This is a genomic window from Bacteroides sp. 3_1_23 (assembly GCF_000162555.1).
GTDB classification, from domain to species: domain Bacteria; phylum Bacteroidota; class Bacteroidia; order Bacteroidales; family Bacteroidaceae; genus Bacteroides; species Bacteroides ovatus.
In genome coordinates, this window is sequence record NZ_GG774954.1 from 544268 (window position 1) to 570962 (window position 26695).

The following is a 26695-nucleotide window of genomic DNA, read 5'->3' on the forward strand; positions in this document are numbered from 1 at the left end:
CAACTTACAACGCCCCACACGGCCTTCCCGCAACGTTCCCGCTGCACATCCCCCGTTATACGCCCTTACTACATGGCTTCCCTCGCAACAACCACACCGACATCTCATGCAACCTCCCCCACAACGCCCACCCCGCACGCCCCTCCGGCCTACTTTTTTCTCCGTCAAGCGAGCCCCCGTAACGGAGCGTCAAAAAGGGCAGACTGTTTGAGCGTAGCGAGTTTCTGCCCTTTAGCGCAGTGCAGGGAGCGAGTAGGAGAAAAAAGTCAGCCTTGAATTTTTCTTTGCTTCTTTCTTTTGTTTCAAGACAAAAGAAAGACGATTACGAGACAAAAGAAAGACGATTGTAACATAAATGTAACATGTATGACACCTCCCTGCAACGTCAAATCCCGTCCTTTGCAGCCGGAAACAACATACACATATATTTATTATGGAGACTATTTATTTATGCATTATCATCTTCCTCTTTGTACTAGCTGTTTTCGATCTGATAGTCGGAGTCAGTAATGATGCAGTTAACTTTTTGAACTCTGCGGTAGGCGCCAAGGCCGCTTCGTTTAAAACCATTCTTTTCATAGCCGGTATTGGTATATTCATTGGCGCTTCCCTGTCCAACGGTATGATGGACATTGCCCGGCACGGCATCTACCAGCCCGAGCACTTCTACTTTGCCGAAATCATGTGCATTCTGCTGGCCGTCATGTTGACCGACGTAGTACTGCTGGACGTATTCAACTCCATGGGGATGCCCACCTCTACCACCGTTTCACTAGTCTTTGAACTACTCGGAGGTACCTTTGCCCTCTCACTTATCAAAGTACATAATAGCGATACCCTCGGTCTGGGCGACCTCATAAACACCGACAAAGCCCTCTCCGTCATCATGGCGATCTTCGTCTCCGTCGCTATCGCCTTCTTCTTCGGAATGCTTGTACAATGGCTTGCCCGTGTGATATTCACTTTCAACTATACGAAAAAGATGAAATACAGCATTGCCCTCTTCGGAGGTGTAGCCGCTACCGCTATCATCTATTTCATGCTTATCAAAGGACTGAAAGACAGCTCCTTCATGACCTCTGAAAACAAACACTGGATACAAGACAACACACTGATGCTAATCACCGTTTTCTTTGTATTCTTCACCGTACTGATGCAAATCCTTCACTGGATGAAAATCAATGTTTTCAAAGTCGTCGTACTGATGGGAACCTTCGCTCTGGCTCTCGCTTTTGCCGGTAACGACCTTGTCAACTTTATTGGCGTTCCCCTCGCAGGTTTCTCCTCTTTTTTAGATTACACCGCCAACGGAGAAGGAAATCCGAACGGCTTCCTGATGACCTCCTTGCTGGGACCTGCTAAAACACCGTGGTATTTTCTTATCGGAGCCGGAGCCGTCATGGTCTACGCCCTCTGCACCTCTAAAAAAGCACATGCTGTAATTAAAACATCTGTCGACCTTTCCCGCCAAGATGAAGGAGAAGAAGCATTCGGAAGTACTCCGATCGCCCGCACAGTAGTCCGCATCAGCATGACACTTGCCAATGGAATCTCCCGAATAATGCCGGACGGTAGCAAAAAATGGCTTGACTCCCGCTTCCGCAAAGACGAAGCAATCATTGCCGACGGAGCTGCTTTCGACCTTGTCCGCGCTTCTGTCAACCTGGTATTGGCCGGTCTGCTCATCGCCTTGGGAACCTCCCTGAAACTTCCCCTTTCCACCACCTACGTAACCTTCATGGTAGCTATGGGTACTTCTTTGGCCGACCGCGCCTGGGGACGTGATTCAGCCGTTTACCGTATCACCGGCGTATTAAGCGTCATCGGAGGCTGGTTCATCACCGCCGGAGCCGCCTTCACCATCTGTTTCTTCGTAGCTCTCGTACTCCATTATGGAGGTAACATCTCTATCATCGCCCTCATCGGTATAGCTGTATTCATCTTGATCCGTAGCCAGGTGATGTACAAGAAACGCAAAGCGAAAGAACAAGGTAACGAAACGCTGAAGCAACTGATGCAAACCACAGACAGCACAGAAGCCCTGCAACTGATGCGTAAGCACACCCGCGAAGAACTTTCCAAAGTATTGGAATATGCAGAAACAAATTTCGAACTGACTGTCACTTCATTCCTTCATGAAAATCTGCGAGGATTGCGTCGTGCCATGGGGTCCACTAAATTTGAGAAACAGCTCATCAAACAGATGAAACGTTCGGGCACCGTCGCCATGTGTCGTCTCGACAATAACACCGTACTCGAAAAAGGACTTTATTACTATCAAGGCAACGACTTCGCCAGCGAATTGGTCTACAGTATTTCCCGCCTCTGCGAACCTTGCCTCGAACATATCGACAACAACTTCAACCCATTGGACGCCATCCAGAAAGGTGAATTCAGCGATGTATCCGAAGATATCACCTATCTGATTCAGCAGTGTCGTAAGAAAATGGAAAACAACGAGTACAACGACTTCGAAGAAGAAATCCGTCGTGCCAACGACCTCAACGGACAGCTTTCACTATTGAAACGTAAGGAACTGCAACGCATCCAAAGCCAATCAGGAAGCATCCGGGTGAGCATGGTGTATCTCACGATGGTTCAGGAAGCACAGAACGTAGTCACTTATACCATCAATTTGATGAAAGTAAGCCGTAAATTCCAGATAGAAACTGAAATGCCGTAAGGACGAAAAGCAAGGATCGTCCACTGAATAACGGACGAATCATACTCCGCACGGAAAGGACTGTCTGATAAACCCTGTTTACATAGGAGGGGGTGTATCAAACAGTCCTTTCTTTTTCAGAAATAGGTTTAAAAAAAGCTCTATTCTTTAGTATTTGATCTGGTAAAATTGTATATTTATAGTCGATAAGATACTTGAGACGATTTTAGATGCAATGATATAAAAACGAAATGAATGAAATATCAGTTAGAAATAACCACCTTACTGGTTCCTGTCAATGTGCATCAACTGTTTGAGAAATGTGAATGGCCTGAACTAAACTGTTTTGACAGAGAAATGGTTGAAGGCTATTTCTCTGATTTGGTGAATGGTATTCAAACCGATGAGGCTTTGGACGATTGGACGCTGACCGTTGTCCTTTATATCGGCACTTATTTGGGAGCCAACCATATCAGTATCTGGAAACATGGAATCACCGATACGGTAACTAAAGAAAAAGTACTGACGATAGGTATACCTCTTCCTTGTAGTAAAACCATTCGTTGGGGAGTGAAGAAGAAAGGACGTTTTACGGGTAAAATACCGGATGAAAGCTTTAGGAGGAATAACAGACTCCTTCCCGTCAACTTTGCAAAATATGATAATATGGGAACTTATATAGAAGATAACATCCGGATAGCCCTTTTGAACCTGTTTGAAGTTGGTTTTACCCTGAAAGGATATAAAGTAAAGAAACGGTGATAAGTAACTGAATTGTAATCAAACTTCTTTTTCATAGGGATTAAACTTGCTTATCCCGGCAGGAAAACGTATCTTTGTTGGTAAGAAAACTATAACCGCAAGTTCTGATTATAAAACCGGAACTTTTGATTATGTAATCAGAAGTTTCAGTTATAAAACCAGAACTTGCGGTTTTAGTTTGTCCTATAGGAAAAACAACTTTTCCTGTAGGGGAGAACAAGTTTTCTACCTATAGCGAGTAAGTTTTCTATTAATAATCAATATTTCAAATAAACTTTAGTATTATGGCAATGTACGTAATGGAAGAAATGCCCGATATTCATGGAACGGGCGAACAGGTACTTTATCCTCGGTTTGCAATGATAGATCAGGTATCTACCGAGGATTTAATACGTCAGATAGCATCCAGCAGTGGTTTTAATGTCGGAGATGTGGAAGGCGTAATTACACAGATCGGTATTGAAATGGCACATCAGATGGCAGAAGGCAAGTCTGTGAAGCTGGATGGTATCGGAACATTCTCTCCTTCGTTGGCGTTATGCAAAGATAAAGAACGCGAAAAGACCGGAGAGGGTGAAACCCATCGTAACGCACGAAGCATTGTGGTGGGGAGCGTGAACTTTCGTGTAGACAGGAAGATGGTGAGGCGTATCAACGGAAGATGTCTGCTGGAAAGAGCTCCGTGGAAGTCGCAACGCTCTTCACAGAAGTATACACCGGAGCAACGACTAGCATTGGCTGTTAGATATCTGGAGGAACATTCTTTTCTGACGGTCTACGAATACCGGAGACTGACAGGTCTGCTGCGCACAACGGCTACCAATGAATTGCGTCAATGGGCGTATACACCCGGTTCCGGTATCGGGATTGATGGTAGAGGAACACATCGGGTGTATATAAAGAAAACATAATTCATCATATTTGTATGATGATACTATACAAATACTTTATATCTTTGTAAAACAATGACATAAATCGCGATTTAACCATACCACTGAAAATATGAAAACAAAAACTTTATTAGGCTTCTTTCTCCTCTCTCTCATGACTTTTTGTATATCAGCCTGTCAAGATGATGCAGAGATTATTTTATTTAGCGGTTCCGAATTAATCGACGAAACGGGAACCTGTACGAACACGATTTCTTCTACAGTCCTGTATCTTAATGGATGGGAAGCGGAGAATATCGGGATAGCTAATGGAAAAGGTGGCTACTCGGCGCAAAGCTCCGATGAAACGATTGTGACGGCGACAGTCAACGATAATAGGTTATGGCTTAGCTCACACGGTAAAAAAGGGAAAGTAACGGTTACTGTTAGTGATAAGGATGGTAATTATGTCACGCTGCCTGTTACGGTTTCTTATGGTGTACTGACATTTACATGTCTCGACCAGCCTGAATTCCAAGTGTCCAGACCTAGTGAAGATATGTTGTTATTGGACGCAGAAGAGGACTTGCAGAAGAAGGTGAATGCGGCAATGGCTTTTTATTCTTTTATTAATAAGGGAGATATCTGTGTGTTACGACCGGATGATGTGTATCGTTTATCTGAAGAAGGAGAAGGAGGGAAATTCACCTATAAAACAAAGGATGAACAGGTGCTTGTTGAAGGGACATATCGGATAGAATGGGCTTCACTGGCTGGAAAACAGAAAAAAGCTTTTGTCTTTACATATAAAGGTGAAAATGATGTAGAGAAACAACACACCTTCTTTAATTTTAGCCCGTATTTAGGAACTCAAAGTCTTACAAGAGAAAGAGGTCCGATTACTACGGCATGGTTGGAAGATGTATCTGATTCACCTTATCTCGAAGATGTTTTACCTGCAGATAGAACGGTTGTATATTGGGTGGATACAATGATCTTCAGTTTATCTGCGGAGGATTTGTAATCATTTGTACGGGCTTTATTGTAAAGCCCGTATACGTACTTCGGTTGTTTTCTCATTTTTCAATCCTTCTTTTACTTTATTGATATCCGTATCTCCGTAATGATAAGGATACAAAATGTGCGGCTTGATAATTTGAGTTGCACGTATCGCTTGTTCCGGTGTCATGGTGTAGGGTTGGTTGACTGGCAGGAAAGCGATATCAATATCTTTCACTTGGTTTAGTTCTGGAATATCTTCTGTATCTCCGGCGATATAGATGCGGGTCCCTCCCAGAGTAAGAATATAGCCGTTGTCACGTCCTTTGGGATGGAACTTATCTCTGCCGGGAGTCGTATTATAGGCCGGTACGGCTTCCAGTTTCATATCATCTGCCAGTTGAAGCACATCACCGTTCTTCATTTCCTGTCCTCTGTTCAGCATTTTCCGGCAATTAGGATTAGCAATAATTCTAGTCCCGCTTGTTTCGATAGCTGCTATTGCTTTGGTATCGAAATGGTCTCCATGTTCATGCGTAATCAGGATGAAATCCGCCTTCGGCTGTTGTGTATAGTCGGCGTAATCGGATACTGGATCAACGAATATTTTTTGTCCTGCATATTCCAGCAATAAGCTCGCATGTCTGAAGAAAGTGATCTTCAGGCTTTTCCCATTTTGGGTGGTAAATGAATCCATTTCAAAGTTTTGCATCTTTGTAGTCAGGTTAGTTGGGTTGTTAAATGAATGGGAATAAGAAAATCCGTAAGAAAAGCATAATACGAATGCTAATAATAGATTCTTTTTCATATCTGTACAGAATTTGGTTCCCTGCAAAGATAAACATCCGAGAAGATTTATCGGTTCATATTTGAAATGATTCTTTGCGAAATTAACTTTCTTTTTGTGGAAAATAAGAAGGCACGGGAAATATTTCATTCCCGTGCCTTCTCTTATTATTTTATACCTTTACGGTATTCTTATGCGTTCAATGCCTGTTCGATATCAGCAATAATATCATCCGCATTTTCGATACCTACCGATAGACGGATCAAGTCCGGGCGTACACCTGCTTCCATCAGTTGCTCATCCGTCAACTGGCGGTGAGTATGGCTCGCCGGATGGAGCACGCAACTACGTGCATCCGCCACGTGAGTAACGATCGCAATGAATTCCAGTGAATCCATAAACTTGATAGATACGTCACGTCCGCCTTTCAGTCCGAAGGAGATGACTCCGCAGGAACCATTCGGCATATATTTCTGTGCAAGGCTATAATATTTATTGTCCGGCAGTCCGCAATAGTTTACCCAGGCAACTTTCTCATTTTTAGAAAGATATTCGGCTACTTTCTGCGCGTTGCGGCAGTGTTGAGGCATACGCAGGTGCAACGTTTCAAGTCCCAGATTCAATAAGAAAGAATTTTGCGGGCTTTGGATGCTGCCGAGGTCACGCATCAGTTGGGCAGTTGCTTTGGTGATATAAGCACCTTTGCCGAATGCTTTGGTATAAGTCAGTCCGTGGTATGACTCGTCCGGAGTACAAAGTCCCGGGAATTTTTCAGCATGAGCATCCCAGTCAAAATTACCGCTGTCTACGATACAGCCACCTACGCTTGTAGCGTGTCCGTCCATGTATTTGGTAGTAGAATGAACCACGATGTCAGCTCCCCATTCAAATGGGCGGCAGTTGATCGGGGTCGGGAAAGTGTTGTCAACAATCAAGGGAACCCCGTGACTGTGTGCAATGCGTGCAAATTTCTCAATATCCAGTACTTCAAGAGAAGGGTTGGAAATCGTTTCACCGAATAAAGCTTTTGTATTCGGTTTGAAAGCTGCAGAAATTTCTTCTTCGCTGGCATCCGGATTAACGAAAGTCACATCGATGCCTAGCTTCTTCATGGTCACGCCAAACAGGTTGAACGTACCTCCGTAAATAGCGGAAGAGCAAACAAAGTGATCTCCTGCCTGACAGATATTAAAAATGGCATAGAAGTTGGCAGCCTGGCCGCTGGAAGTCAGCATAGCGGCTACACCACCTTCAAGGGTAGCGATTTTGGCGGCAACAGCGTCATTCGTTGGATTTTGCAGGCGGGTATAAAAGTAACCACTGTCTTCCAGGTCGAACAGGCGGGCCATCTGCTCGCTGGTATCGTATTTGAAAGTTGTACTTTGATAGATGGGCAATACGCGTGGTTCGCCTTTTTTAGGCGTCCATCCTGCCTGTACACACAGGGTTTCCGGTTTGAATTGTTTTGCCATAATGTTATCGGGTTTTAATGTTTTATTTCAAAAAATGTTTTAATGCTGCAAAAGTAGGGAAAATAATTGTATTTTTGCCCTGTTTATGAGTGAAATGATACTCTTGCGAAGGAGATAGTTAATGTAGTTATGAAAAATAAACTCTATATTCTTTTATTCTTAGCTTTTCTTTTTTCGGGCACAACTCTTTGGGCACAGCAGAAGGCAACCCCGAAGGCGGGTGAAGGTATCTCTTCTTTTCTATTAAGGCACAACCGCTCTCCGAAGAAGTATTACGACGACTTTATTGAGCTGAATAAACAGAAACTGGGAAAGAACAATGTGCTTAAAGTGGGCGTGACGTATGTTATTCCTCCCATCAAGAAATCACCTTCCGGAAATACCGGGACAAAGCAACAATCTCCGAAAGCTAAATCAACAAAAATAGGAACTACCCTCAATCAGCCTCTGTTTGGAAAACAACTGGCTGATGTGAAAGTCACTTCCAACCGTCTTGCCGGTGCTTGCTTCTATGTGGTCAGCGGACATGGAGGTCCTGATCCGGGTGCTATCGGGAAAGTTGGTAAATACGAACTGCACGAAGATGAATACGCTTATGATATTGCCCTTCGTCTGGCACGTAACCTGATGCAGGAAGGGGCCGAAGTCCGTATTATCATTCAAGATGCTAAAGATGGTATCCGTGATGATTCATACCTGTCAAACAGTAAACGGGAGACTTGTATGGGTGATCCAATTCCTTTGAATCAGGTGCAACGCTTACAGCAACGCTGTGATAAAATAAACGCTCTTTACCGGAAAGACCGTAAGAACTACTCTTATTGCAGGGCGATTTTTATTCATATTGATAGCCGTAGTAAGGGAAAACAAACGGATGTCTTTTTCTATTATTCGAATAAAAAGGGAGAAAGCAAACGATTGGCGAATAATATGAAAAATACGTTTGAGTCAAAGTACGATAAACATCAACCCAACCGGGGCTTTTCCGGCACAGTAAGTGGGCGTAACTTATACGTACTTTCCCATACCACTCCCGCTTCCGTCTTTGTGGAGTTGGGTAATATCCAGAATACGTTCGATCAGCGTCGGTTGGTGATGAATTCCAATCGTCAGGCACTCGCCAAATGGCTGATGGAAGGCTTCCTGAAAGACTACAAGGAGAAGAAATAACATTTTTACTTCTCCTTTCGTGAACAAAATAAAAATCTGAATGTTTTATATATGCAAATCGCCTGATGGCTATTTGTAGGTATGCGAATATATATAGGCTAGTGAATATGCCTCCCCGGCATAACAGGAAGATTGCATAGTAGTTTTGTCGTGTTTTATTTTGTGTTTGTGTTGTGACGGTGCTGCGATGTGAATCGGGTACCGTTTTTTCGTTTCTCTTGAATTCCTTAAAGGGCGTGTTATTTCATTTTCTTATCATATTATTGAATAAAATCTTATCAATCCTGTGAACAAAATCCGGAAATCTATGTTATTTATTGTGCAAATCGCCTGATAAAGCTTCTTGTGTGTATGCGAATATAGATAAGTCAAGCAAGGTATGCCTCCCCGGCATGACAGGAAGATTGCATAGTAGTTTTGTCGTGTTTTATTTTGTGTTTGTGTTGTGACGGTGCTGCGATGTGAATCGAGGTGCCGTTTTTTTTGTCACATATAAAGAAACGGCAGGCTTACAAATAAGAAACGAACTTACAAATCTCCTAAAGTATATCATAGAATCTCTGCAAGCTCGTTTTATGAGTGGTGCTTTTGCGCACCTTATCTAGTTGTTATAAAGGCATATTACCATGCTTCTTGGGCGGGTTTGTCTGCATCTTGTTTTCCGTCATTTCCAGTGCCTGAATCAGACGTTTGCGAGTCTGTCTCGGATAAATGATTTCGTCAATATATCCCAGCTCAGCAGCCTGATACGGAGTGGCAAACTTTTCTTTGTAGGCTTCCAGTTCCTTGGCCTTTGTTGCTTCGTCAGCTTTGCGGAACAGGATATTGATGGCGCCGTCCGCACCCATCACAGCAATTTCTGCACTTGGGTAAGCGAAGTTCACGTCAGCTCCGGTCTGCTTGGAGTTCATTACGATATAAGCACCACCGTAAGCTTTGCGGGTAATCACTGTCAGTTTGGGAACAGTGGCTTCTGCAAATGCATAAACTATTTTTGCACCGTGACGGATGATACCATTGTTTTCCTGTGTATATCCCGGAAGGAATCCCGGAACATCTTCGAATGTAATCAATGGAATATTGAAGCAATCGCAGAAACGGATAAAACGGCTTGCTTTGTCGCTGGCATCAATATCGAGAACACCGGCAAGATAAGCTGGCTGATTCGCTACGATACCTACCGAACGACCTGCCATACGGGCAAAGCCAATGATAATATTCTTAGCAAAGTTCGGCATCACTTCGAAGAAATAGCCGTTGTCTATAACACGTTCGATAATGTCTTTCATGTCATACGGTACGTTCGGGTCTACCGGAACGATTGTATCCAGAGAAGTATCTTCGCGGTTTGTTTCGTCAGTGCAAGGTTTTTTCTTAGCTTCATCCATATTATTCTGCGGTAAGAAAGAAAGCAGTTCACGGATGCTCATCAGCAATTCTTCTTCGGTATTGCACATAAAGTGAGTCACACCGCTCTTGCTACTATGTGTCATTGCGCCACCCAGCTCTTCTTTACTTACTTCCTCATGAATCACAGCTTTTACTACATCCGGACCAGTCACAAACATGTGACTTTTTTCTTTCACCATAAAGATGAAATCGGTCAGGGCAGGAGAGTAGCAGGCACCTCCGGCGCAAGGACCCAGGATTGCCGAAATCTGTGGAATCACACCGCTGGCCATTGTATTCTGATAGAAAATATCAGCATAACCGGAAAGGCTCTCGATCCCTTCCTGGATACGTGCACCGCCCGAATCATTCAAAGCGATAATCGGGGCGCCGTTCTTCAATGCAAGTTGTTGTACTTTCACAATCTTTTTAGCATTGGAAGCTGACAGTGAGCCGCCATATACTGTAAAGTCATAAGCGTAAACAAACACCTGGCGACCGTCTACCTTTCCATAACCGGACACGATACCATCTCCCGGAATTTTGTTCTTATCCATACCGTAATTCGTACAACGGTGAACCATCAACTTATCCAGTTCAACGAAAGTACCCTTATCGAGCAACATCTCGATACGTTCGCGAGCAGTCATTTTACCGCTTTCATGTTGCTTCTCTATTTTATCAACGCCTCCACCAAGAGAAGCGATGCGGTCACGTTCCTCGAACGTGGCGTATGCTTTATTTATTTCTTCCATAATGCAATCCGTTCTTATTATTATGCAATCGGTTCTAATGTTATTAATGTCTGTTCGCCGGTTATGCTATCACCTTCTTGAACCAGAATTTCTTTAATGCGGCAATCCGAAGTCACTTTGTAGTTGCTCTGCATCTTCATTGCTTCGATAACGATGGCAGTATCTCCCGCTTTCATTTCCTGGCCGGCTACAACAGGTATTTTCACTACCTTGCCCGGCATCGGAGAAATGATGCAGTCGTTCTGTTCCTCTTCCCCTTTCTTGCGCATCCGTAGATATTTTGCCTGGCTGTCCACAATTTCTACATTGAAACTGCTATAATGCGTATTCACTTTATAGCTTTTCCCGTTATCACGGCGAATCAGCTGTGCATTCGAACTGCGTCCGTCCATCAAGATATTGCAAGTGCCGTTTTCCGCCATCACTACGTCTGCTTCAAACGGTTTTCCATCAATGGTAAGCACCACCTTGTTATCTTCCTTACTGACCAACTCTACTTCGGCCACTCGGTTTCCTATATGAATTTCCATAATTGAATTCTCTTTGTTAAAATTAGATTCTCAACACTCCCTTGTGCAGTCCGAACTCTTTCCATTTGCTGATAGGACGGTTGTCGGTAGCCATACCGCTGTTGTTCTCTTCGAGGTTCATCAGGTAGTCCATATAGGCGGCAATCAAAGCGATATTTTCGGAATGTTCGCTGGTGCGCATGATGCGTTGTTGCAGATATTCGCCGTTCTTGGTGATGAATCCTGTATCATAGTGACCTTCCACGAAATCGGGAGTGTCCATGATGGCACGCAGATAGCTGATGTTGTTTTTCACACCGGTCAACTTATATTCGTGGAGTACACGGCGCATCCGTTCGATAGCGTATTCGCGGTTGGTAGCCCATACAATCAGTTTACCGATCATCGGGTCGTAGTAGATTGGAATTTCGTATCCCTCGTACACATAACTGTCGATACGTACACCGATACTGTTCGGCTCTGTAATCTGTTTGATGATACCCGGGCTCGGCATGAAATTCATTTCTGTATCTTCGGCACAAATACGACACTCAATAGCGTGTCCACGTTGCTGGATATTTTCTTGTTTCAGTTGAAGCACTTGTCCGTCGGCAACTTTAATCTGCTCTTTCACCAAATCTACCCCAATCACTTCTTCCGTAATCGGATGCTCCACCTGTAAACGGGTGTTCATCTCAAGGAAATAATAGTTGCGGTGTTTGTCAACAAGAAATTCGATAGTACCCGCACCAATGTAGTTTACTGCTTTAGCCGCGGCTACCGCTTTTTCACCCATGTCTTTCCGTAGTTCGGGAGTGACGAAAACCGAAGGAGTCTCTTCTACGATTTTCTGGTTACGGCGTTGCACGGAACATTCGCGTTCACATAGATGAATGACGTTTCCATGCTTGTCACCAAGAATCTGGAACTCGATATGATGAGGCTCTTCAACGAACTTCTCCAGATAAACCGTGTCGTCGCCAAAGGAAGACAACGATTCGCTCTTGGCAGTAGTATAAGCTTCTTCCACTTCTTCGGCACTGTGGATGAGGCGCATACCCTTTCCACCACCGCCCATAGAAGCTTTCAGCATCACCGGGTATCCGATCTTATTGCAAAGTTCTATGGCTTCTTCCACACTTTTCAAATTGTCTTGTGTGCCGGGAACAACGGGTACTCCCGCCTCGATCATTTTGATACGGGCAGCAATTTTATCCCCCATGGCTTCCATTGTTTCCGGATTAGGTCCGATAAAGATGATTCCTTCTTCCTGACATCGACGGGCGAAGGTAGCATTCTCGGACAAGAAGCCGTAACCCGGATGGATGGCGTCCGCATGAGCTGCTTTCGCCACTTCGATGATTTTTTCTATATTCAGATAACTCTCTTTGGATGCTGCCGGCCCTACGCAATAAGCTTCGTCTGCATAAAGCACATGCTTCGCGGTCCGATCTGCTTCGGAGAAGATAGCGATACTCGTTATCTCCATCTCCCGGCAGGAGCGCATCACCCTTACGGCAATTTCACCGCGATTGGCTACTAAGATTTTTTTTATCATACTTTTTTCAATTAAGTACATACTTATTAATGTCTTCCCATCTAATGGACATACTCCACCCGACGAAAAACAGTATTTTTTTGATTTGGGGCTTAACAAGTGATGCTCTTTCTCCTAACCCACGAGGAGGGGAGCGTCTTACACAAAATGGCAGGTCTTCTGACTGACTCTTGTCTTATTTGCCTTCCCGATTAACATCAGTGGCGTTAAATTAGTTCAATTATAAGACATTGAACAGAGCTTCACAGCAGCGGGACTGTTCGGGACTTACACCCGATTCCCTATTAATCGTCGTCCGTTGGATACGGATTCTGAACCATTTCGGGGGGCAAAGATAAATAAATATTAAATAAGATGTTCCTTTTTTGCACGAAAGTTTCATTTTTGTGCAATGCTTGTCTTTAAATAAGGATTCTTTAATTAGTGTATAACCTTGCTACTTTTCTAAACTATATTTCTCCTGATATTGTTAGGTTGATAGTAATTAATTAAAAGGAGATATTCGTATGAAAGAAAAGAAAATAGCTCGTGAAGAAAGAAATCAGGAGAAACTGGCTAACGGTGATTGGGTAATGGCAGAGTTTTATGCAACGTGGTGTCCTCATTGCCAACGTATGAAACCGGTTGTTGAAGAATTTAAGAAACTGATGGAAGGAACATTGGAAGTGGTATTGGTAGACATCGATCAGGAACCTGCCCTTACAGATTTCTATACAGTTGAGTCGACTCCTACCTTTATTCTTTTTAGAAAAGGACAACAGCTCTGGAGACAATCCGGCGAATTACCTTTGGAAAGATTGGAAAGAGCAGTGAAAGGATTCAAATCCTGACGATTATTGCATAGTTTGTTACAATGATATGCGTAGCTGATTCTATGCTGGTATGTCTTTGTCTGGCATACTTCTAGTATGCATAAAGAAAAGCAGAAAGTATTCTCCGGTGAGGTACTTCCTGCTTTTCTTTATTTTTATTGCTTTCTGTTGAGTCGTAACTCATACAGGCAAGCCTGTACCTCTTCAAGGCTGCCGGTATGTTTTCCTTCATCATCAGACAGTTTGATACATTCCCTCCATTCCTGATTGACATTCATCTTACATTGTGTCAGTTTCATCACGATGTTCGAAGGTTCGAACCCGGTATCGTTGGTGAGATTGGTACCGATCCCGAAAGAGCAGCGGATTTTGTTTTTGCAGTATTCTTGAATATCCAATGCTTTTGTAAAGTCTAGGGCATTGCTGAATACGATGGTTTTGGTTGTCGCGTCGATTCCCAACTCTTTGTAGCGGGCAACCAGCTTATCGATAAACTCAAATTCATTGCCGGAATCACACCGCACTCCATCGAAAAGTTTGGCTTGTTTACGGCTAAGGTTGCTAAGGAAGATGCCGGAAGTATATGTATCGGAAAGTGCGATACCTAAATCACCGTCATAAACATTCACCCAGTTTTCGAGTGCCATATAGTTGGCATGTTTATATCCGAACTGTGCTCCATGAAACATAAACCATTCATGTGGATGAGTTCCCATCATTTTCATTCCATATTTCATTGCAAAGTTACAGTTGGAAGTTCCGGTGCAATATTGCGCTGTTTCGTTCAGCTTCTTGATAACCGTTTCCTGCACATCAATGGAGAATCTTCTCCGTGTGCCGAACTCTGAAAAGCGAAGCTGATGTTGATTCGACAATTCTATTTTCTCCGACAGCTTGCAAAGAATCTCGTTCATGTCTGCTACATTGCCAAAGAAACGGTTTTTGATTTCGGAGACAATAGCGAGCAAAGGCACTTCGTATAAAGTCACTTTATAAAGCAAGTCAGTCACTTCGATGTGGAGATGACAAGCTTCATCCAGATGAATATCAATCTTATTCGGATCGAAACGAAAAGAAGACAACCACTCCCAGTAGACTCTCGGAAGGAATCTGCAGTTTTTCGTCATATATTCCAGCTCCTCTTCCGTAAACCTCAACTGACTAAGATTCTTGATCTCTGCCTTGAGTGCCTTCAGGAAATCTTCGGTATATTGAGTTTCATTCCGGTCGTTGAAACTAAACGTGCCCATTGCATAGGGAAACAGTTTGATATAAGCATACGATGTGGTAAACTTATAAAGATCGGTATCTAGTAATGTCTTAACAATCATTTCGTTCGCTCTTTATATTTTATAACGTCGTAAAGTTAGTATTTGTTGAATAATATAACGACTTAATCATTAATAATTATGCCTTTTTTTATTCGAGGGGAATAAAGCCAGGATCTGAATATATATTCTGTTTGCAATGGCAAATTACTTATCTCTTATTATAGTTACCTCAATAAGTCAAGCCGATTTTCAACGTAATGGAATGGTGTGACAATTCTTCCTTAAACGTCGTATGGAAATACGGATCTTCCTGTTTCTTTGTCCGTTCCAGTTTCTGGAGTTCATAACCTGCCATCAAATTCAGTTTAAATTTCCGGTTGACCTTAAATTGTGCACCGATGGAAGGAGAGAGGTAAAAGCCTCCGTTTGCTTCTCTGTCTGTGGCAAAAGACCCACCGATATGACATTCCAGATAAGGAGTCAGTCTCCTGGGCTTCGTTATATAAAATTGCGCACTGGCATAAAGCGGAATGAGTAGTTTTTCATAAACAGAAAGTCCGCTACCCGCACCGATGGCAAACCGTTGACTGATGTGGTAGTGACTGACGATTTGCCAGTTGAAAGGCGTGTAAGAAGGCTGATTCATAGAAAAACCTGTCCCGATATATGTAGTGTAAGAGAGACGTCTGCTGTCTGTTTGTCCGTCGGCACATACAGTGATGAAAGATAGCAGCGCAAAGATGAATATAAATTTCCTCATAATGATGCAAGGATAGAGTTTGATAATATTATGGTTAGCTACTGCTATTGCACATACACGGTTATACTTTTAACGATATGCAATGCAGTTGTGAGTGAAGAAGTATCTTTGGTAAGATCTCCATTACTTCCATCCGGGCTACTGTGTCCGATCAGTTTGGCTGTAAATTCTTTCTTGCCGGAAGTCAAATCCACTTCTGCTGCGTAGACAAGGGCAGGCTGTCCGCTCCCTTCTTTTCCACCGGAGTAATTGGCGTCTCCTTCTTTGGCCGATTTCGGATATGCATCATTGAAATCTGTAGAATGATTGATTTCAATTTTGACTATAAACTTCTTCAACTTCCCGGTTGGCGACATCTTCACATTAAAACTACCTTTCGGAGTAGCTCCGCTGATACCGTCCGTCAACGGTTCCTTTTTGCTAGGGAGATATAACCCGTCTTCATATTGGATTCCCCGTTGATAACACCAATGCGGCAGCGCTTCCTTTCGGCGGTTACCGCCGGAGGCTTGCCAGGATTGAGTGGCTATTTTGTGTGTCACATACACGGTGGACAGATAATTCCCTTCCATGTCTTCAGTCCAGATTGCAATCTGGGGCGGATTTTTGATGTTGATGCCTAGAAACAAAGGAAAATTATGCAACCACTCTTCCCCTTTTTCAATAGATATTTTAAGATCGTTACTGTCGTATTCTACTAAATCCCGGTTGCATCCACTATTTATCAATAGAGAAAGAAACCATATTCCCATTATTGTCATTTTATTCATTTGATTAGAGTTGTTTTTGTAACCAGAGGTCTACTAATAGATTGATGCCTTCTTCCAATTCCTCCCAGCCGCTTTCCTGCTGAATCTTGAGGCCGTTGTAGACCGGGCAGTTTTCTTCGAGCAATGCCAGATAACTGATGGCTGCGGTGATGATGGAAGCCATAGCAGCAATCTCTTTTTTCGGATGTTTTGATAGTTTGCTGACTGCCTCTACCAGCCAGATTCCTTTCTCTTCCCGTTTGTTGCGCAACTCTTTCACAAACTTATTGTCCGTTGTCAGTTCCCAGCGATACAGGCGTTTCAATGTATAATTCTCCCGTAACCGCATGATTTGTCTTTTGAATATCTGCTTGATAAATGTGGCTAAATGAGCCTGATCCGGTAACTCTTCATCGAAATTAATCCAATAGTCGTTCTGCTGAATGTAGGCTGCTATCAGTCCATCCAGCGAATTGAAATAACGGTAGATAAGCATTTTTGAAACTTTGGCCTTGGCTGCTACCGCATTGATGCCCAACCCCTCGAAGCCGCTTTCTTCAATGATGTCGTTGACGGCTTTAATCAGGATCATTTCCGTAGCCTGTCTGTTTTTAGTAATCTCTTTTTCCATACTTTGATACTTTTGTTACTGACTGGTCACAAAGATATGTTTCCTATCGGTAACATCAAGGAAAAAGAGATTATTTTTTGTAATGGTTGCCGGTTAATAACCTATCATCTTTACCGATAATACGTTATCCGGTCGTTTTATGATAACGCCACTGTCGGATTATGAACGGTCAGTCCGCCATCCACCACAATCGTTTGTCCGGTGATGTATCTGGCATCGTTCGAAGCCAGAAAAGCGATGGTAGCTGCAACATCCTCCGGTTCTCCCAGATAAGGAGTGGCACATTGACCGAGGAAGATATTACGTACATCCTCATTCAGGTTGTCCAATGCAGCGGGAGTAAGTACCAGTCCCGGAGCTACGGCGTTGCAACGGATGTTTTTCTTTCCCATTTGAGTAGCGATATATTTCGTCAGGTTGATGACACCCGCTTTGCTGGCGCCGTATAAAGTACCATTGGCATCAGCCGTAAGTCCGCTTATGGAAGCTACGTTGACAATGTTCCCGCCACCATTGGCAGTCATGATAGGAATGACCTGTTGGGAAAGATACATCGTGCAGCAGAGATTCAGATGGAATGCTTCGTCAAAGTAGTTGATGTCCAGCTTTTCGATGCTAAGGTCACGTTTGGGATCAGTTCCTCCTACATTATTAATCAGTACGTCTATTCTTTGATATTCATTCATGGAAAAATCAATCAACTCTTTGCAACTCTGGAGTTCGGTGGCGGAGAAATAGACATGACGCACGTCAGCCCCTGCGTGCGTGAGTTCGTTGGCAAGCTGCTCCGCTCTTTTCTCGGAATGGTCAGCGATGACTACTTTGCCTCCTTCGGAGACAATGCGGCGTGTGGTTGCTTCGCCGATACCACCGGCGGCACCGGTGATGACAACTACTTTATTTTCGAATCTGTTCATATAATGGGAATTTGATGGTTACCTTCTATTAGAAACAGCTGGCAGAGGAATTTGTTAGCCCTCATAAACTCTCTTTAATAAGATAAGGTGTTCGATTCGAAAACTTTTGCATCTATTCCAGTTTTACGCTCTGATTATTTAAGAAAACTGTTAAATGTTAATGCATGGCCACTCATTTGTTAATACAGCTCTGATTCTATTAAACCATGTTATAAGATACGCTGCTTTGGCCTCAAAATTTGGAGATAACCGAAAAGTCCGTATCTTTGTACTGTGTTTTTCATAGTATTAGATTTAAGGTTAACAAAAGATTGGCTGTCTGGGATAGATAGCCTTTTTTTATGCCTGTAAGTCAACTGCAGACCGAAGAGATTAAAACAACGAATATTGGTTATCCCGCAGGCTTTTCATCTCCCGTTCCTTTACGATATCATCTTCGGATAAATGGCCGATGAGTAGCGGTGAGTTTTTATCATGTTTCCTCCTATTATATACTGCCGTGTTATAATTGCCTTTGATGGCATAACAATAAATACATCCGTTCAGGCAACTTTCATAAGTTCCGATATCAATGCTTTCAATGCAGTTGCAGATGTTACGCTGGTTTTTATCCTTTTGGGCGAGGATAGGATAACCGATGATCTTTTCTATCAGATCCTTATCAATACACAGGCCGCTCGGAATACCTAAATGTCTTAAATCCACTTTTACAGTACAAGTATCCAGCTGTATGTCGGGATAAACGTCGATTGTTTTTTTAAAGGAGACAGCCATTTCTTCTATTTCCTCTTGAGTCAGCGGATGGATGTTGAATAACCGTACAGAGTTCCGGATATGCTGGTAATGATCTATGAATCCCAGCATACATTTGGCAGTGTGGTCTTTGAGTTCGTCGGCAATCCGGGCAAATGCTTCCTGATGGAAAGAAACATTGTATTCCTCGTTCGTCAGTATCGGATCATATCTCCAGATCACCCTTTCCCTGCCGATTTTATCAGCCAGCTTTTTAAAGGTATCCATTCGTTTATCGATGGAGGGCAAATGATTTTCCAGCTTTTCTCCGTAGGGGTTAAGTGTAAATTGGAAGTAATAGTTGTAATCCTGCAATTTCTCCAGTTGGTTGAGCATAGGTGCCGGGTTCTTGGTCCAGAAAACAAAGCAATCTACTACAGCAGGAGATAGAGAGATCTTGCTAATCATTTTCGGATGATATGGATTGGGCACTAATACATATCCTTCTTTAATCCGGTTGAAAAACCACTGGGAATAGAATGCCGGAATATCTGTCCGGCGGCTGGCACTGATTATCATAGTTCAAAGTTACAAAAAAAAGACGATGTTGTTTCAATGATTCCCTCTTTTTTGTATTCTTACTTACCCAAGAAGTAGCTTGTGTGAATGAATATGTTAAATGTTAACGTGTGAAGTCTGAAATGTTAATGCGCTTCCCAGAGTATTAAACCCTGTTATAATATGGGCTGTTTAGGCTCTAAAATTTGCTATTTACCTGAAATATGGTACCTTTGTACAGTGTTTTTTTCATAAGTATTAGATTTAAGGTTAACAAAAGATTGGTTGCTCGTGATGAGTAGCCATTTTTTGTTTTTATACACTATGATTGTTTATTCCTTAATCATAGTCAACAGCATCTTAGATCTCTCCACTGCTGTAAGGGCATGCGGCGCATTCGCCGGAAATACGATACTTTCTCCTGCTTTTACGGTGAACAGAGTTCCGTTTACAGTAATATTCACTACCCCTTCCAATACCTGCACGAGCGCATCAAACGGGGCACGATGTTCGCTTAACCCTTCTCCTTTATCAAAAGAAAATAAAGTGATATTTCCTGCCGGACTTTTGATTAACTGTTTGCTGATAACGCCTCCTTCAGTATATTCAATGAGAGAAGCCAAATGGAGCACAACTCCTTTTTGAAATGATTGTTCCATATTTGTTTTATTTTTAAGTTAATATCATATAGAGAACACTTTTCGAATATGCATTGTTTGTCTATAACAAAAAACGATTTTTATTGTTATAGTACGAAAGACTCAATAAACTAACCATTATTATGAAGAAGAATATCTTATTGTTTGGAGCACTGATAGGTGCTTTCTTATTGGTTTCCTGTTCGGGAGGAAACAAGAAACAGGCTGCGTCCTCCGTCACTCCAGAGGAATTGGATAATGTCAGTAAAGTGATAAACTATTATCATACATCGCTCATCGTGTTGAGGCATGTAGCTAATGCAAAAGACGTAAATGCGGTCTTGGGATATATGGAACAGACAGGAAAAGTTCCTGAAGTATCTCCGATAGCACCGCCTGAAGTATCTGCCAGAGACACTGCGGAATTGATGGATCCGGGAGATTACTTTAATATACAAGTCCGTCAGAATCTGAAGCAGAGTTATAGAGGACTTTTCAGTGCACGGGCGCAATTCTATGATAATTTTAATAAGTTTCTCTCTTACAAGCAGGCCAAAGAGACAGCCAAGGCTGGCAAGCTCTTGGATGAAAACTATCGGCTAAGTGTAGAAATGTCCGAATATAAACAAGTGATTTTTGATATTCTAAGCCCTCTCACGGAACAGGCTGAAAAAGAACTTCTTGCCGACGAACCGTTGAAAGATCAAATCATGGCTATGCGTAAGATGTCCGGCACTGTGCAAAGCATAATGAATCTTTATTCCCGCAAACATGTACTGGAGGGTGCTCGCATTGATGTGAAGATGGCAGAATTGAAGAAAGAACTCGAAGCTGCAAAGAAACTTCCTGCTGTCACAGGCTATGATGAAGAGCAAAAGAATTATTATAGCTTCCTGTCTTCTGTGGAATCGTTTATGAAAGATATGCAGAAAGCAAGAGATAAAGGCGCATATTCCGATGCAGATTACAATGCGATGTCGGAAGCCTACGAATATGGACTTTCCGTTATCTAAAGAATTCTTCCTCTGTTTGAATGAGTTGCAATCATGTTTCTTCAAGCAGGGGATGCTTTTTTAATTAAGTAAAGAAGTCCTTTTTTTACTATCCCCTTTTAAACAGGAGTTTTACTTTTGCATTTGGATTAAGAAATAATATCTTTGTTATATGCAATCATTTCAACTGATAAAACCCTGTTTTGCACTGGCTCCCTATATACGGCATTACTGGATATTGCAAGACGACTCAATAGCTCCTGTCTCCGAACGGATTCTGCCTATTGGCTGCATGCAACTGGTATTCCATAAAGGGAAACAACTTCTTTTGTTGGGCGAGTCGGAGCTGCAACCCCAATCCTTTATTTCCGGACAATCGGTCGGTTTCTCGGATGTGATGTCTACAGGCAGGATAGAGATGATTACTGTTGTTTTTCAACCTTATGCGGTAAAAGCATTGTTTCATATACCCAGTCATTTGTTCCGTGGGCAGACTGTAGATACCGATGCGATGGAAGATGTAGAACTGTCGGATTTAGTGAAACAGGTCACGGATACTTCTGATAATGCAGTTTGTATTCGGTTGATAGAGCAGTTTTTTCTTCGTCGTTTATACACTCTTCCCGAGTATAATCTCAAGCGGATGTCTGCTGTCTTTCATGAAATAAACCTCCGGCCGCAAATCAATATTTCTCATTTGTCGGAAACAGCCTGTTTGAGCAGTAAGCAGTTTGGGCGTATCTTCGCCGATTATGTCGGCACTACTCCCAAGGAATTTATTCGTATTATCCGTATGCAACGGGCGTTATCCATGCTGCAACAGGATGCTACGATTCCTTTTGTACAAGTGGCTTATGAATGTGGCTTTTCCGATCAGTCTCACATGATAAAGGAATTCAAACTCTTTTCCGGTTATACCCCTGCGGAGTATCTTTCTGTATGCGCCCCTTATTCCGATTATTTCTCTGAACTCTAAAGATGTCTCTTTTTTTCTATCGGGCTTCCTCGTGTTACCCTACTTTTGCAATGTCTTTGCAAAGGCTTAGTAGTAACCATAAAAAAGAAACGAGATGAAAAAATTAATTGCATTTTTTGAGATTCCTGCTACCGATTTCCGTCGGGCTGTCGATTTTTACGAAACTGTGTTGGGTGTGCAACTTCCGACTTTTGAATGTGAAACAGAGAAAATGGCTTGTTTCACGGAAGAAGGTGAAACCGTCGGTGCTATTTCTTATGCTTCAAATTTCGACTTTCTTCCTTCAACGCATGGCGTACTTATCCATTTCAACTGTGAGGATATTGAACAAACGCTGGAAAAAGTGCTTCTGAAAGGAGGGAAAGTTGTCATTCCCAAAACAAAGATTGAGGCAGACGATAAAGGATGGTTTGCCGTATTCACGGATAGTGAAGGAAACAGGATTGGCGTCTATGCTGAAAAATAACAGGTAGGGAAGAGGGAACAGCCTGTCTGGAAGTGACTGCTGTTCCTTCGTCCCCTTATCCGGATTATTCTACCGGAATATAGATCTCCGTCAACAACTCTTCGGGGGGAGTGTCACATGGATTGTTCAGATAGCGTTCAGCACTGGCTTCATCACGTATCGTACATTCCATTTCGGGCAGATACTTTCCGTAAATCGTATCGTACACAGCTTGCAGATTGTCATACGGGCCTTTATAAAGGAAAATAGCATAACGTCCGGCTGGGATAACCTTGAATCCCACATCACTTTTGGGGGCAACCTTTACAGGCATTACCATGCATACGTCTGTACGCAGTTTCTCGGCTGGCGTCACTTTCGGATCATCGTGGTAGATGCAAAGCGGGCTGAAATCTCCCATCGGCAGTTTTTGTTCTTTGATGAATTGGAATAAACGGCCCCAAGTGCCACCGTAATCATTCAGTTTGTAGTCGCCTGTAAGGCGGATATAAATCACATTCCGTTCGGAGACATTTCTGATCTCTTTTTTTAGTTCCAGGTCTGGCCTGATAATCGCTGGTTTCATAATTACAAAGTTTTTATTGTTTCTATATTCTAAAGGTGAAATGCCATAAAATTGCTTGAACACTTTCGATAATGAAGAAGGGGATGCGTAACCAATCCGGTAGGCGATGTCAGCAATCGGAATATCCGAGTAGCGGAGTAGGCGTGCGGCAGCTTCTGTCCGCGTCCGGACAATAAACGTACCAATCGGTTCACCGAGAAAAGCTTTCATGATCCGGTGAAAGTAAAAAGGAGAAAAGTTTGAAATTCTGGCCAGAGATTTTAAATCAATATCTTCTCCTAAATGTTGGATGATGTATTCCACTACAACATTTACGCACTTTTGATATTCCTCTTTCGTTGTTTTTTTCTGTTGCATAACTAATTTTGGTATTTCACTTCGCAAAGGTATTGGTAAAAAAGCGAAATGACTTGTCCGATATTGCGGAAATGTCAACTTTCTATTTTCTTTCTATGGTTGCCCTATACCTGTTTTGAGAATTTATTTTGATATATAATGTACCTTACAGTGGTGTTATGGTGTGAACCATGACCAAATTTTTAACCGTTAATTGCGAAATTGATTTTCTTGTTTTAAATAATGTCAAAAACTAAAATAAAAAGGCCGGTTTTGTTATAAACTATTATTAAAATGATTATATTGTAACCGAATTATTAATAAAAATAGCCATGGATAAAACAATTGTAGGGAACAATGCCGGAAAGGTCTGGTATGCCCTGAAAGAAATTGGTGAAATTTCAATACCTGAATTGGCGAGAAGATTAAACCTAAGCGTAGAAAGTACAGCATTGGCCGCCGGTTGGTTGGCACGAGAGAACAAAATTTGTATCCAACGGAAAAATGGATTAATTGCTTTATCTGATGAAAGCGCTTTTCCCTTCAGCTTTGGATAATAGCAGGTTTTGTGAGTGAATATCTTTGAAGTTCCGTTAACTTATAAGTAAGAATATGTCCGTATAAGGTATCACAAGTTAAGTTTGAACTTAAGAAGTTTTATATTTAAAAGAGTTGCTCAATAATAGGGCAACTCTTTTAACGTATAATAAACGTATAAAAATGTCGAATCGTGTCCGGATGTAGATAAAATTTATATACTTGTATTCCACAATAATAATTGCCTGTTTTTTCTCTGGCAATTCTATTCCGGAGAATATCTTTAGAATCCTACCCGTTTTCTTCCCTGGGAGAAATCCATTCCTTCGTAATTATAGATTTCAGCCAGTGTCATGGGGTGTGTCTGTTCGGGAATATCCAGGCTTTCTTCCTTGATTAGTTGATTAACCTTATCAGTAGTCAGGTCTTTAAACTCGTATCGGGCAGCCAGACGTCCTTTTCTAAGCAATGCTTCGTCGATATCTTTTAATGGAGCATTAAAGGTGCAGATAAATTTGATACACAATTCATCGCTCAATAGCCCGTCGCTAATATTCAGTATGTTGACTAAGCCGGCATTCATACGGTTGCCTCCGTTGCGGCTTGACAATAGTTCTTCGCAATCCTCTACGATGAAGATAGAATTCTTTTGTTGGCGGATGAAAGTGATAAAGCTCGGATCCGAAAGTTTATCTACCAGGTCTCCACTCATATAGATCATTCTCTTTTTTCCAAGATTGATAAGGTGGCGGATATAAGTCGTTTTTCCTGTACCCTGTTTTCCATGCAAAATGATTAATCCGCTTTTGTTGTCCTCCAGCAGAAAGTTTTCGATCTCGGCAGCTACGGGAACAAAATCATCGTTATAGTGACGATCAATCTGAATAGCAGGTTCATTAACTTGCGATTGTTTCAGGCTGAAGTAGTTATGAGAGTATGTTACTATAAATAGATTGTTAAGTTTCTCATTTTCCTTCTTGTGGTTTTCGCAAATCTGATTGATCTGATTGATTTCCTCCTTGTCGATATTGGAATAGACAATCTTTACGCAATTATCAAAATAGCCGATCATCAAATTCTTTTTGCAGATAACGATACAGTCGTATAACTCTTTTGTAGATGTATTATCTTCTTCTTCCTCCTCTTCTTCTTTTTCATTTTCAAAATGATTGCAGTACACATGCTCGAATATATCGAACGCGTCATCTTGCTGATAAAGTTCCTTGATTTCTTTCAGAAAATCCTGGTTTACTTTATATTTTACCATTTTCATGGAAGGGAATCGTTTGAATATCTGATAGAATAGACTACAAATGCTACTGTCGCTGAACCATCCTGTGGAGTAATCAAAAATATCTGTGAAATCTGCGAGTGTGTATTCTTTACTCATTTTTTCTTTTTATATAAATAGAATGGCAAAGGTACGAAATAAATCTATGATATGAACTGAACCGATTTATCATTTTCTCGAAAAACATAGGTGTGGATAGTTTCCTGTATTTATATCAAAGCTCCTGCAAATGATTTTTCATTTTCATTTCTCATGTTCTCATAATATATGTGATAACAATCTTCAAATCAGTTATATAATACTATGAGAAATAAAACACAAAAGGGTATTTCTCATAGTGTTACCAGCATTTTGTCCACAAAACAAAGTATTTCTCATAGCTTTTCAAGGCATTTCTCATAATCTTTCGTAGGGCAAAGAGGCTAATTAATTGTAATAGATTCAATGCTACATATTCAGTTATGTATTGATTAATAATATATTATAAAGCGTTTATGAAAGTGTATGGAGTAGATATTCTCATGTTTTCCTACCGGTATCTGAATCGTTCCACTAGAGTGGAAAGGTCTGTTCACTAGAGTAGATAGAACCGTTCACTCCAGTGCAACGATCTGTTCACTAGAGTGCAACGATACGAATAGTGGTAGGAAGAAATAACAATGATTAGGGAAAAACATAAAGGTATAAGGTGAATAACATACAGGAAAGTAGTAAATAGCAAGAAGTTGCTTAATAAAACCGAAGAAGGAAAGGAGTAATCGTAAATCCGGCAAAAGTCCGGAAAAACTACAATTATACTGTATGAGAAATGAGTAAAATGTATAGACGGAGTATGAGAATAAGATGAGAAATAGTTTAAACCCTATGAGAAATGCTCGATTTTACGGACTAAATCACGGAAAAGCTATGAGAAATGCCCTTTTGTATTTTATTTCTCATGGTGTTATCTGTTTGATTCACAGCTGATTATTGTGTATATTATGAGAACATGAGAAATGAAAAAGAAAAATCCTTTTCAGTAAAGTGAAGATTCTACGTATCATTCTCATACAAGTATCATATTAATGAATCAAACTAAGGAATGGAATCCACTATAAAACCACTATCTCTTATATCTATCTTTCTTTCCTCTTATTTTAATGAACTGATTCTTTAATTGCTCCCTAACGCAAACTGATTCCCGGCGCACCTACGCGCCCGCGTGTGATATAATAATGTGTAGCCCTCTCGTCGTTTCCGCACACAATTTCCCTATACATAAAAATATGTTCTACAACATCGTTATGCATCAGCACTTTAGCAAATGTATTCAAAAATACTTAGAAAAAATAGTTTGATATATTTGGAGTGTATACCAAAAGGGCGTACTTTTGCACCCGCTTTCCAAGAGAAGAAAGCCTTGAAAAATTGACTTAGTGAAAAAGTGGAATCCCACTTAAAGAAAAGAACAAAAAAACTTCCGAAAAAGTTTGGATTATAATAAATAAAGTTCTTATCTTTGCAGTCCGATTCGCAAAGAAAATTGGCAAGAG

24 protein-coding genes and 1 riboswitch are annotated in these 26695 nt (G+C 41.7%); of the genes, 10 read left to right on the forward strand and 14 right to left on the reverse strand.

The features are described from left to right. Nucleotides 1-433 precede the first annotated feature (433 nt). The 4 genes from HMPREF9010_RS06715 (at nucleotide 434) to HMPREF9010_RS06700 (ending at nucleotide 5317) form a co-directional block, all read left to right on the forward strand. Nucleotides 434-2683, forward strand: a complete 2250-nt coding sequence (locus tag HMPREF9010_RS06715; RefSeq protein WP_004308971.1) for an inorganic phosphate transporter — start codon at nucleotides 434-436, stop codon at nucleotides 2681-2683. A gap of 234 nt (nucleotides 2684-2917) precedes the next feature. Beyond that, nucleotides 2918-3424, forward strand: coding sequence for an Imm9 family immunity protein (imm9, locus tag HMPREF9010_RS06710; protein WP_008650395.1), 507 nt, complete (start codon nucleotides 2918-2920; stop codon nucleotides 3422-3424). Between the two features lie 284 nt (nucleotides 3425-3708). Continuing rightward, nucleotides 3709-4335: an HU family DNA-binding protein gene (locus HMPREF9010_RS06705; protein WP_004306889.1), complete on the forward strand. Its 627-nt coding sequence runs from the start codon at nucleotides 3709-3711 to the stop codon at nucleotides 4333-4335. Between the two features lie 91 nt (nucleotides 4336-4426). Next, nucleotides 4427-5317 carry a hypothetical protein gene (locus tag HMPREF9010_RS06700; protein ID WP_008650396.1) on the forward strand — a complete coding sequence of 297 codons (891 nt, stop codon included), beginning with the start codon at nucleotides 4427-4429 and terminating at the stop codon, nucleotides 5315-5317. Between the two features lie 15 nt (nucleotides 5318-5332). On the opposite strand, the gene HMPREF9010_RS06695 is transcribed toward HMPREF9010_RS06700, so the two are convergent. Beyond that, nucleotides 5333-6229: an MBL fold metallo-hydrolase gene (locus HMPREF9010_RS06695; RefSeq protein WP_008650397.1), complete on the reverse strand. Its 897-nt coding sequence runs from the start codon at nucleotides 6227-6229 to the stop codon at nucleotides 5333-5335. 41 nt (nucleotides 6230-6270) lie between these two features. Beyond that, nucleotides 6271-7551: an O-acetylhomoserine aminocarboxypropyltransferase/cysteine synthase family protein gene (locus HMPREF9010_RS06690; RefSeq protein WP_008650398.1), complete on the reverse strand. Its 1281-nt coding sequence runs from the start codon at nucleotides 7549-7551 to the stop codon at nucleotides 6271-6273. Between the two features lie 129 nt (nucleotides 7552-7680). Between HMPREF9010_RS06690 and HMPREF9010_RS06685 the strand changes: the two genes are divergently transcribed. Continuing rightward, the gene (locus HMPREF9010_RS06685) at nucleotides 7681-8721 is read left to right on the forward strand and encodes an N-acetylmuramoyl-L-alanine amidase (RefSeq protein ID WP_008650399.1); all 1041 of its coding nucleotides are present in this window, start codon (nucleotides 7681-7683) and stop codon (nucleotides 8719-8721) included. A 608-nt stretch (nucleotides 8722-9329) separates the two neighbouring features. Here HMPREF9010_RS06685 and HMPREF9010_RS06680 read toward each other — a convergent pair. Genes HMPREF9010_RS06680 through accC form a run of 3 tightly spaced genes read right to left on the reverse strand, consistent with a single transcriptional unit; the run spans nucleotide 9330 to nucleotide 12932 of the window. Continuing rightward, nucleotides 9330-10865: an acyl-CoA carboxylase subunit beta gene (locus tag HMPREF9010_RS06680; protein ID WP_004308982.1), complete on the reverse strand. Its 1536-nt coding sequence runs from the start codon at nucleotides 10863-10865 to the stop codon at nucleotides 9330-9332. Between the two features lie 20 nt (nucleotides 10866-10885). After that, nucleotides 10886-11395, reverse strand: coding sequence for an acetyl-CoA carboxylase biotin carboxyl carrier protein subunit (locus HMPREF9010_RS06675; protein WP_008650400.1), 510 nt, complete (start codon nucleotides 11393-11395; stop codon nucleotides 10886-10888). 22 nt (nucleotides 11396-11417) lie between these two features. After that, nucleotides 11418-12932: an acetyl-CoA carboxylase biotin carboxylase subunit gene (accC, locus tag HMPREF9010_RS06670; RefSeq protein WP_022199080.1), complete on the reverse strand. Its 1515-nt coding sequence runs from the start codon at nucleotides 12930-12932 to the stop codon at nucleotides 11418-11420. Nucleotides 12933-13063: 131 nt separating this feature from the next. Then, nucleotides 13064-13268: riboswitch (cobalamin riboswitch) on the reverse strand. A gap of 170 nt (nucleotides 13269-13438) precedes the next feature. Between accC and HMPREF9010_RS06665 the strand changes: the two genes are divergently transcribed. Then, nucleotides 13439-13762: a thioredoxin family protein gene (locus tag HMPREF9010_RS06665; RefSeq protein WP_004296832.1), complete on the forward strand. Its 324-nt coding sequence runs from the start codon at nucleotides 13439-13441 to the stop codon at nucleotides 13760-13762. A gap of 137 nt (nucleotides 13763-13899) precedes the next feature. On the opposite strand, the gene pncB is transcribed toward HMPREF9010_RS06665, so the two are convergent. The 7 genes from pncB to HMPREF9010_RS06630 form a co-directional block, all read right to left on the reverse strand. Further along, nucleotides 13900-15075: a nicotinate phosphoribosyltransferase gene (pncB, locus tag HMPREF9010_RS06660; protein ID WP_008650402.1), complete on the reverse strand. Its 1176-nt coding sequence runs from the start codon at nucleotides 15073-15075 to the stop codon at nucleotides 13900-13902. A gap of 169 nt (nucleotides 15076-15244) precedes the next feature. Next, on the reverse strand, nucleotides 15245-15775 hold the full coding sequence (locus HMPREF9010_RS06655; protein WP_008650403.1) for a hypothetical protein: 531 nt from the start codon (nucleotides 15773-15775) through the stop codon (nucleotides 15245-15247). A 44-nt stretch (nucleotides 15776-15819) separates the two neighbouring features. Next, nucleotides 15820-16545, reverse strand: a complete 726-nt coding sequence (locus tag HMPREF9010_RS06650) for a hypothetical protein (protein WP_008650404.1) — start codon at nucleotides 16543-16545, stop codon at nucleotides 15820-15822. Nucleotides 16546-16549: 4 nt separating this feature from the next. Next, a complete protein-coding gene (locus HMPREF9010_RS06645; RefSeq protein ID WP_008650405.1) occupies nucleotides 16550-17155 on the reverse strand; it encodes a TetR/AcrR family transcriptional regulator in 606 nt (201 codons plus the stop codon). 137 nt (nucleotides 17156-17292) lie between these two features. Beyond that, on the reverse strand, nucleotides 17293-18072 hold the full coding sequence (locus HMPREF9010_RS06640; RefSeq protein WP_004296838.1) for an SDR family NAD(P)-dependent oxidoreductase: 780 nt from the start codon (nucleotides 18070-18072) through the stop codon (nucleotides 17293-17295). Nucleotides 18073-18444: 372 nt separating this feature from the next. Further along, a complete protein-coding gene (locus tag HMPREF9010_RS06635) occupies nucleotides 18445-19383 on the reverse strand; it encodes a DUF1848 domain-containing protein (RefSeq protein WP_004306900.1) in 939 nt (312 codons plus the stop codon). A 311-nt stretch (nucleotides 19384-19694) separates the two neighbouring features. Beyond that, on the reverse strand, nucleotides 19695-20021 hold the full coding sequence (locus HMPREF9010_RS06630) for a cupin domain-containing protein (RefSeq protein ID WP_008650406.1): 327 nt from the start codon (nucleotides 20019-20021) through the stop codon (nucleotides 19695-19697). 122 nt (nucleotides 20022-20143) lie between these two features. Between HMPREF9010_RS06630 and HMPREF9010_RS06625 the strand changes: the two genes are divergently transcribed. From HMPREF9010_RS06625 to HMPREF9010_RS06615, 3 genes are all read left to right on the forward strand, one after another. Next, complete coding sequence (locus HMPREF9010_RS06625) at nucleotides 20144-21013, forward strand: DUF6845 domain-containing protein (RefSeq protein WP_008650407.1); 870 nt, start codon at nucleotides 20144-20146, stop codon at nucleotides 21011-21013. A 151-nt stretch (nucleotides 21014-21164) separates the two neighbouring features. Continuing rightward, nucleotides 21165-21968, forward strand: a complete 804-nt coding sequence (locus tag HMPREF9010_RS06620; protein ID WP_008650408.1) for a helix-turn-helix domain-containing protein — start codon at nucleotides 21165-21167, stop codon at nucleotides 21966-21968. Nucleotides 21969-22062: 94 nt separating this feature from the next. After that, nucleotides 22063-22434: a VOC family protein gene (locus HMPREF9010_RS06615; RefSeq protein WP_004296844.1), complete on the forward strand. Its 372-nt coding sequence runs from the start codon at nucleotides 22063-22065 to the stop codon at nucleotides 22432-22434. Nucleotides 22435-22498: 64 nt separating this feature from the next. On the opposite strand, the gene HMPREF9010_RS06610 is transcribed toward HMPREF9010_RS06615, so the two are convergent. Next, complete coding sequence (locus tag HMPREF9010_RS06610) at nucleotides 22499-23356, reverse strand: GyrI-like domain-containing protein (protein ID WP_004296845.1); 858 nt, start codon at nucleotides 23354-23356, stop codon at nucleotides 22499-22501. A gap of 311 nt (nucleotides 23357-23667) precedes the next feature. Between HMPREF9010_RS06610 and HMPREF9010_RS06605 the strand changes: the two genes are divergently transcribed. Next, entirely contained in the window at nucleotides 23668-23892 is a 225-nt protein-coding gene (locus HMPREF9010_RS06605; protein WP_004296847.1) for a winged helix-turn-helix domain-containing protein, read from the forward strand. A gap of 263 nt (nucleotides 23893-24155) precedes the next feature. Here HMPREF9010_RS06605 and HMPREF9010_RS06600 read toward each other — a convergent pair whose 3' ends face one another. After that, nucleotides 24156-25262, reverse strand: a complete 1107-nt coding sequence (locus HMPREF9010_RS06600; protein ID WP_004306902.1) for an AAA family ATPase — start codon at nucleotides 25260-25262, stop codon at nucleotides 24156-24158. Between the last annotated feature and the right edge of the window lie 1433 nt (nucleotides 25263-26695).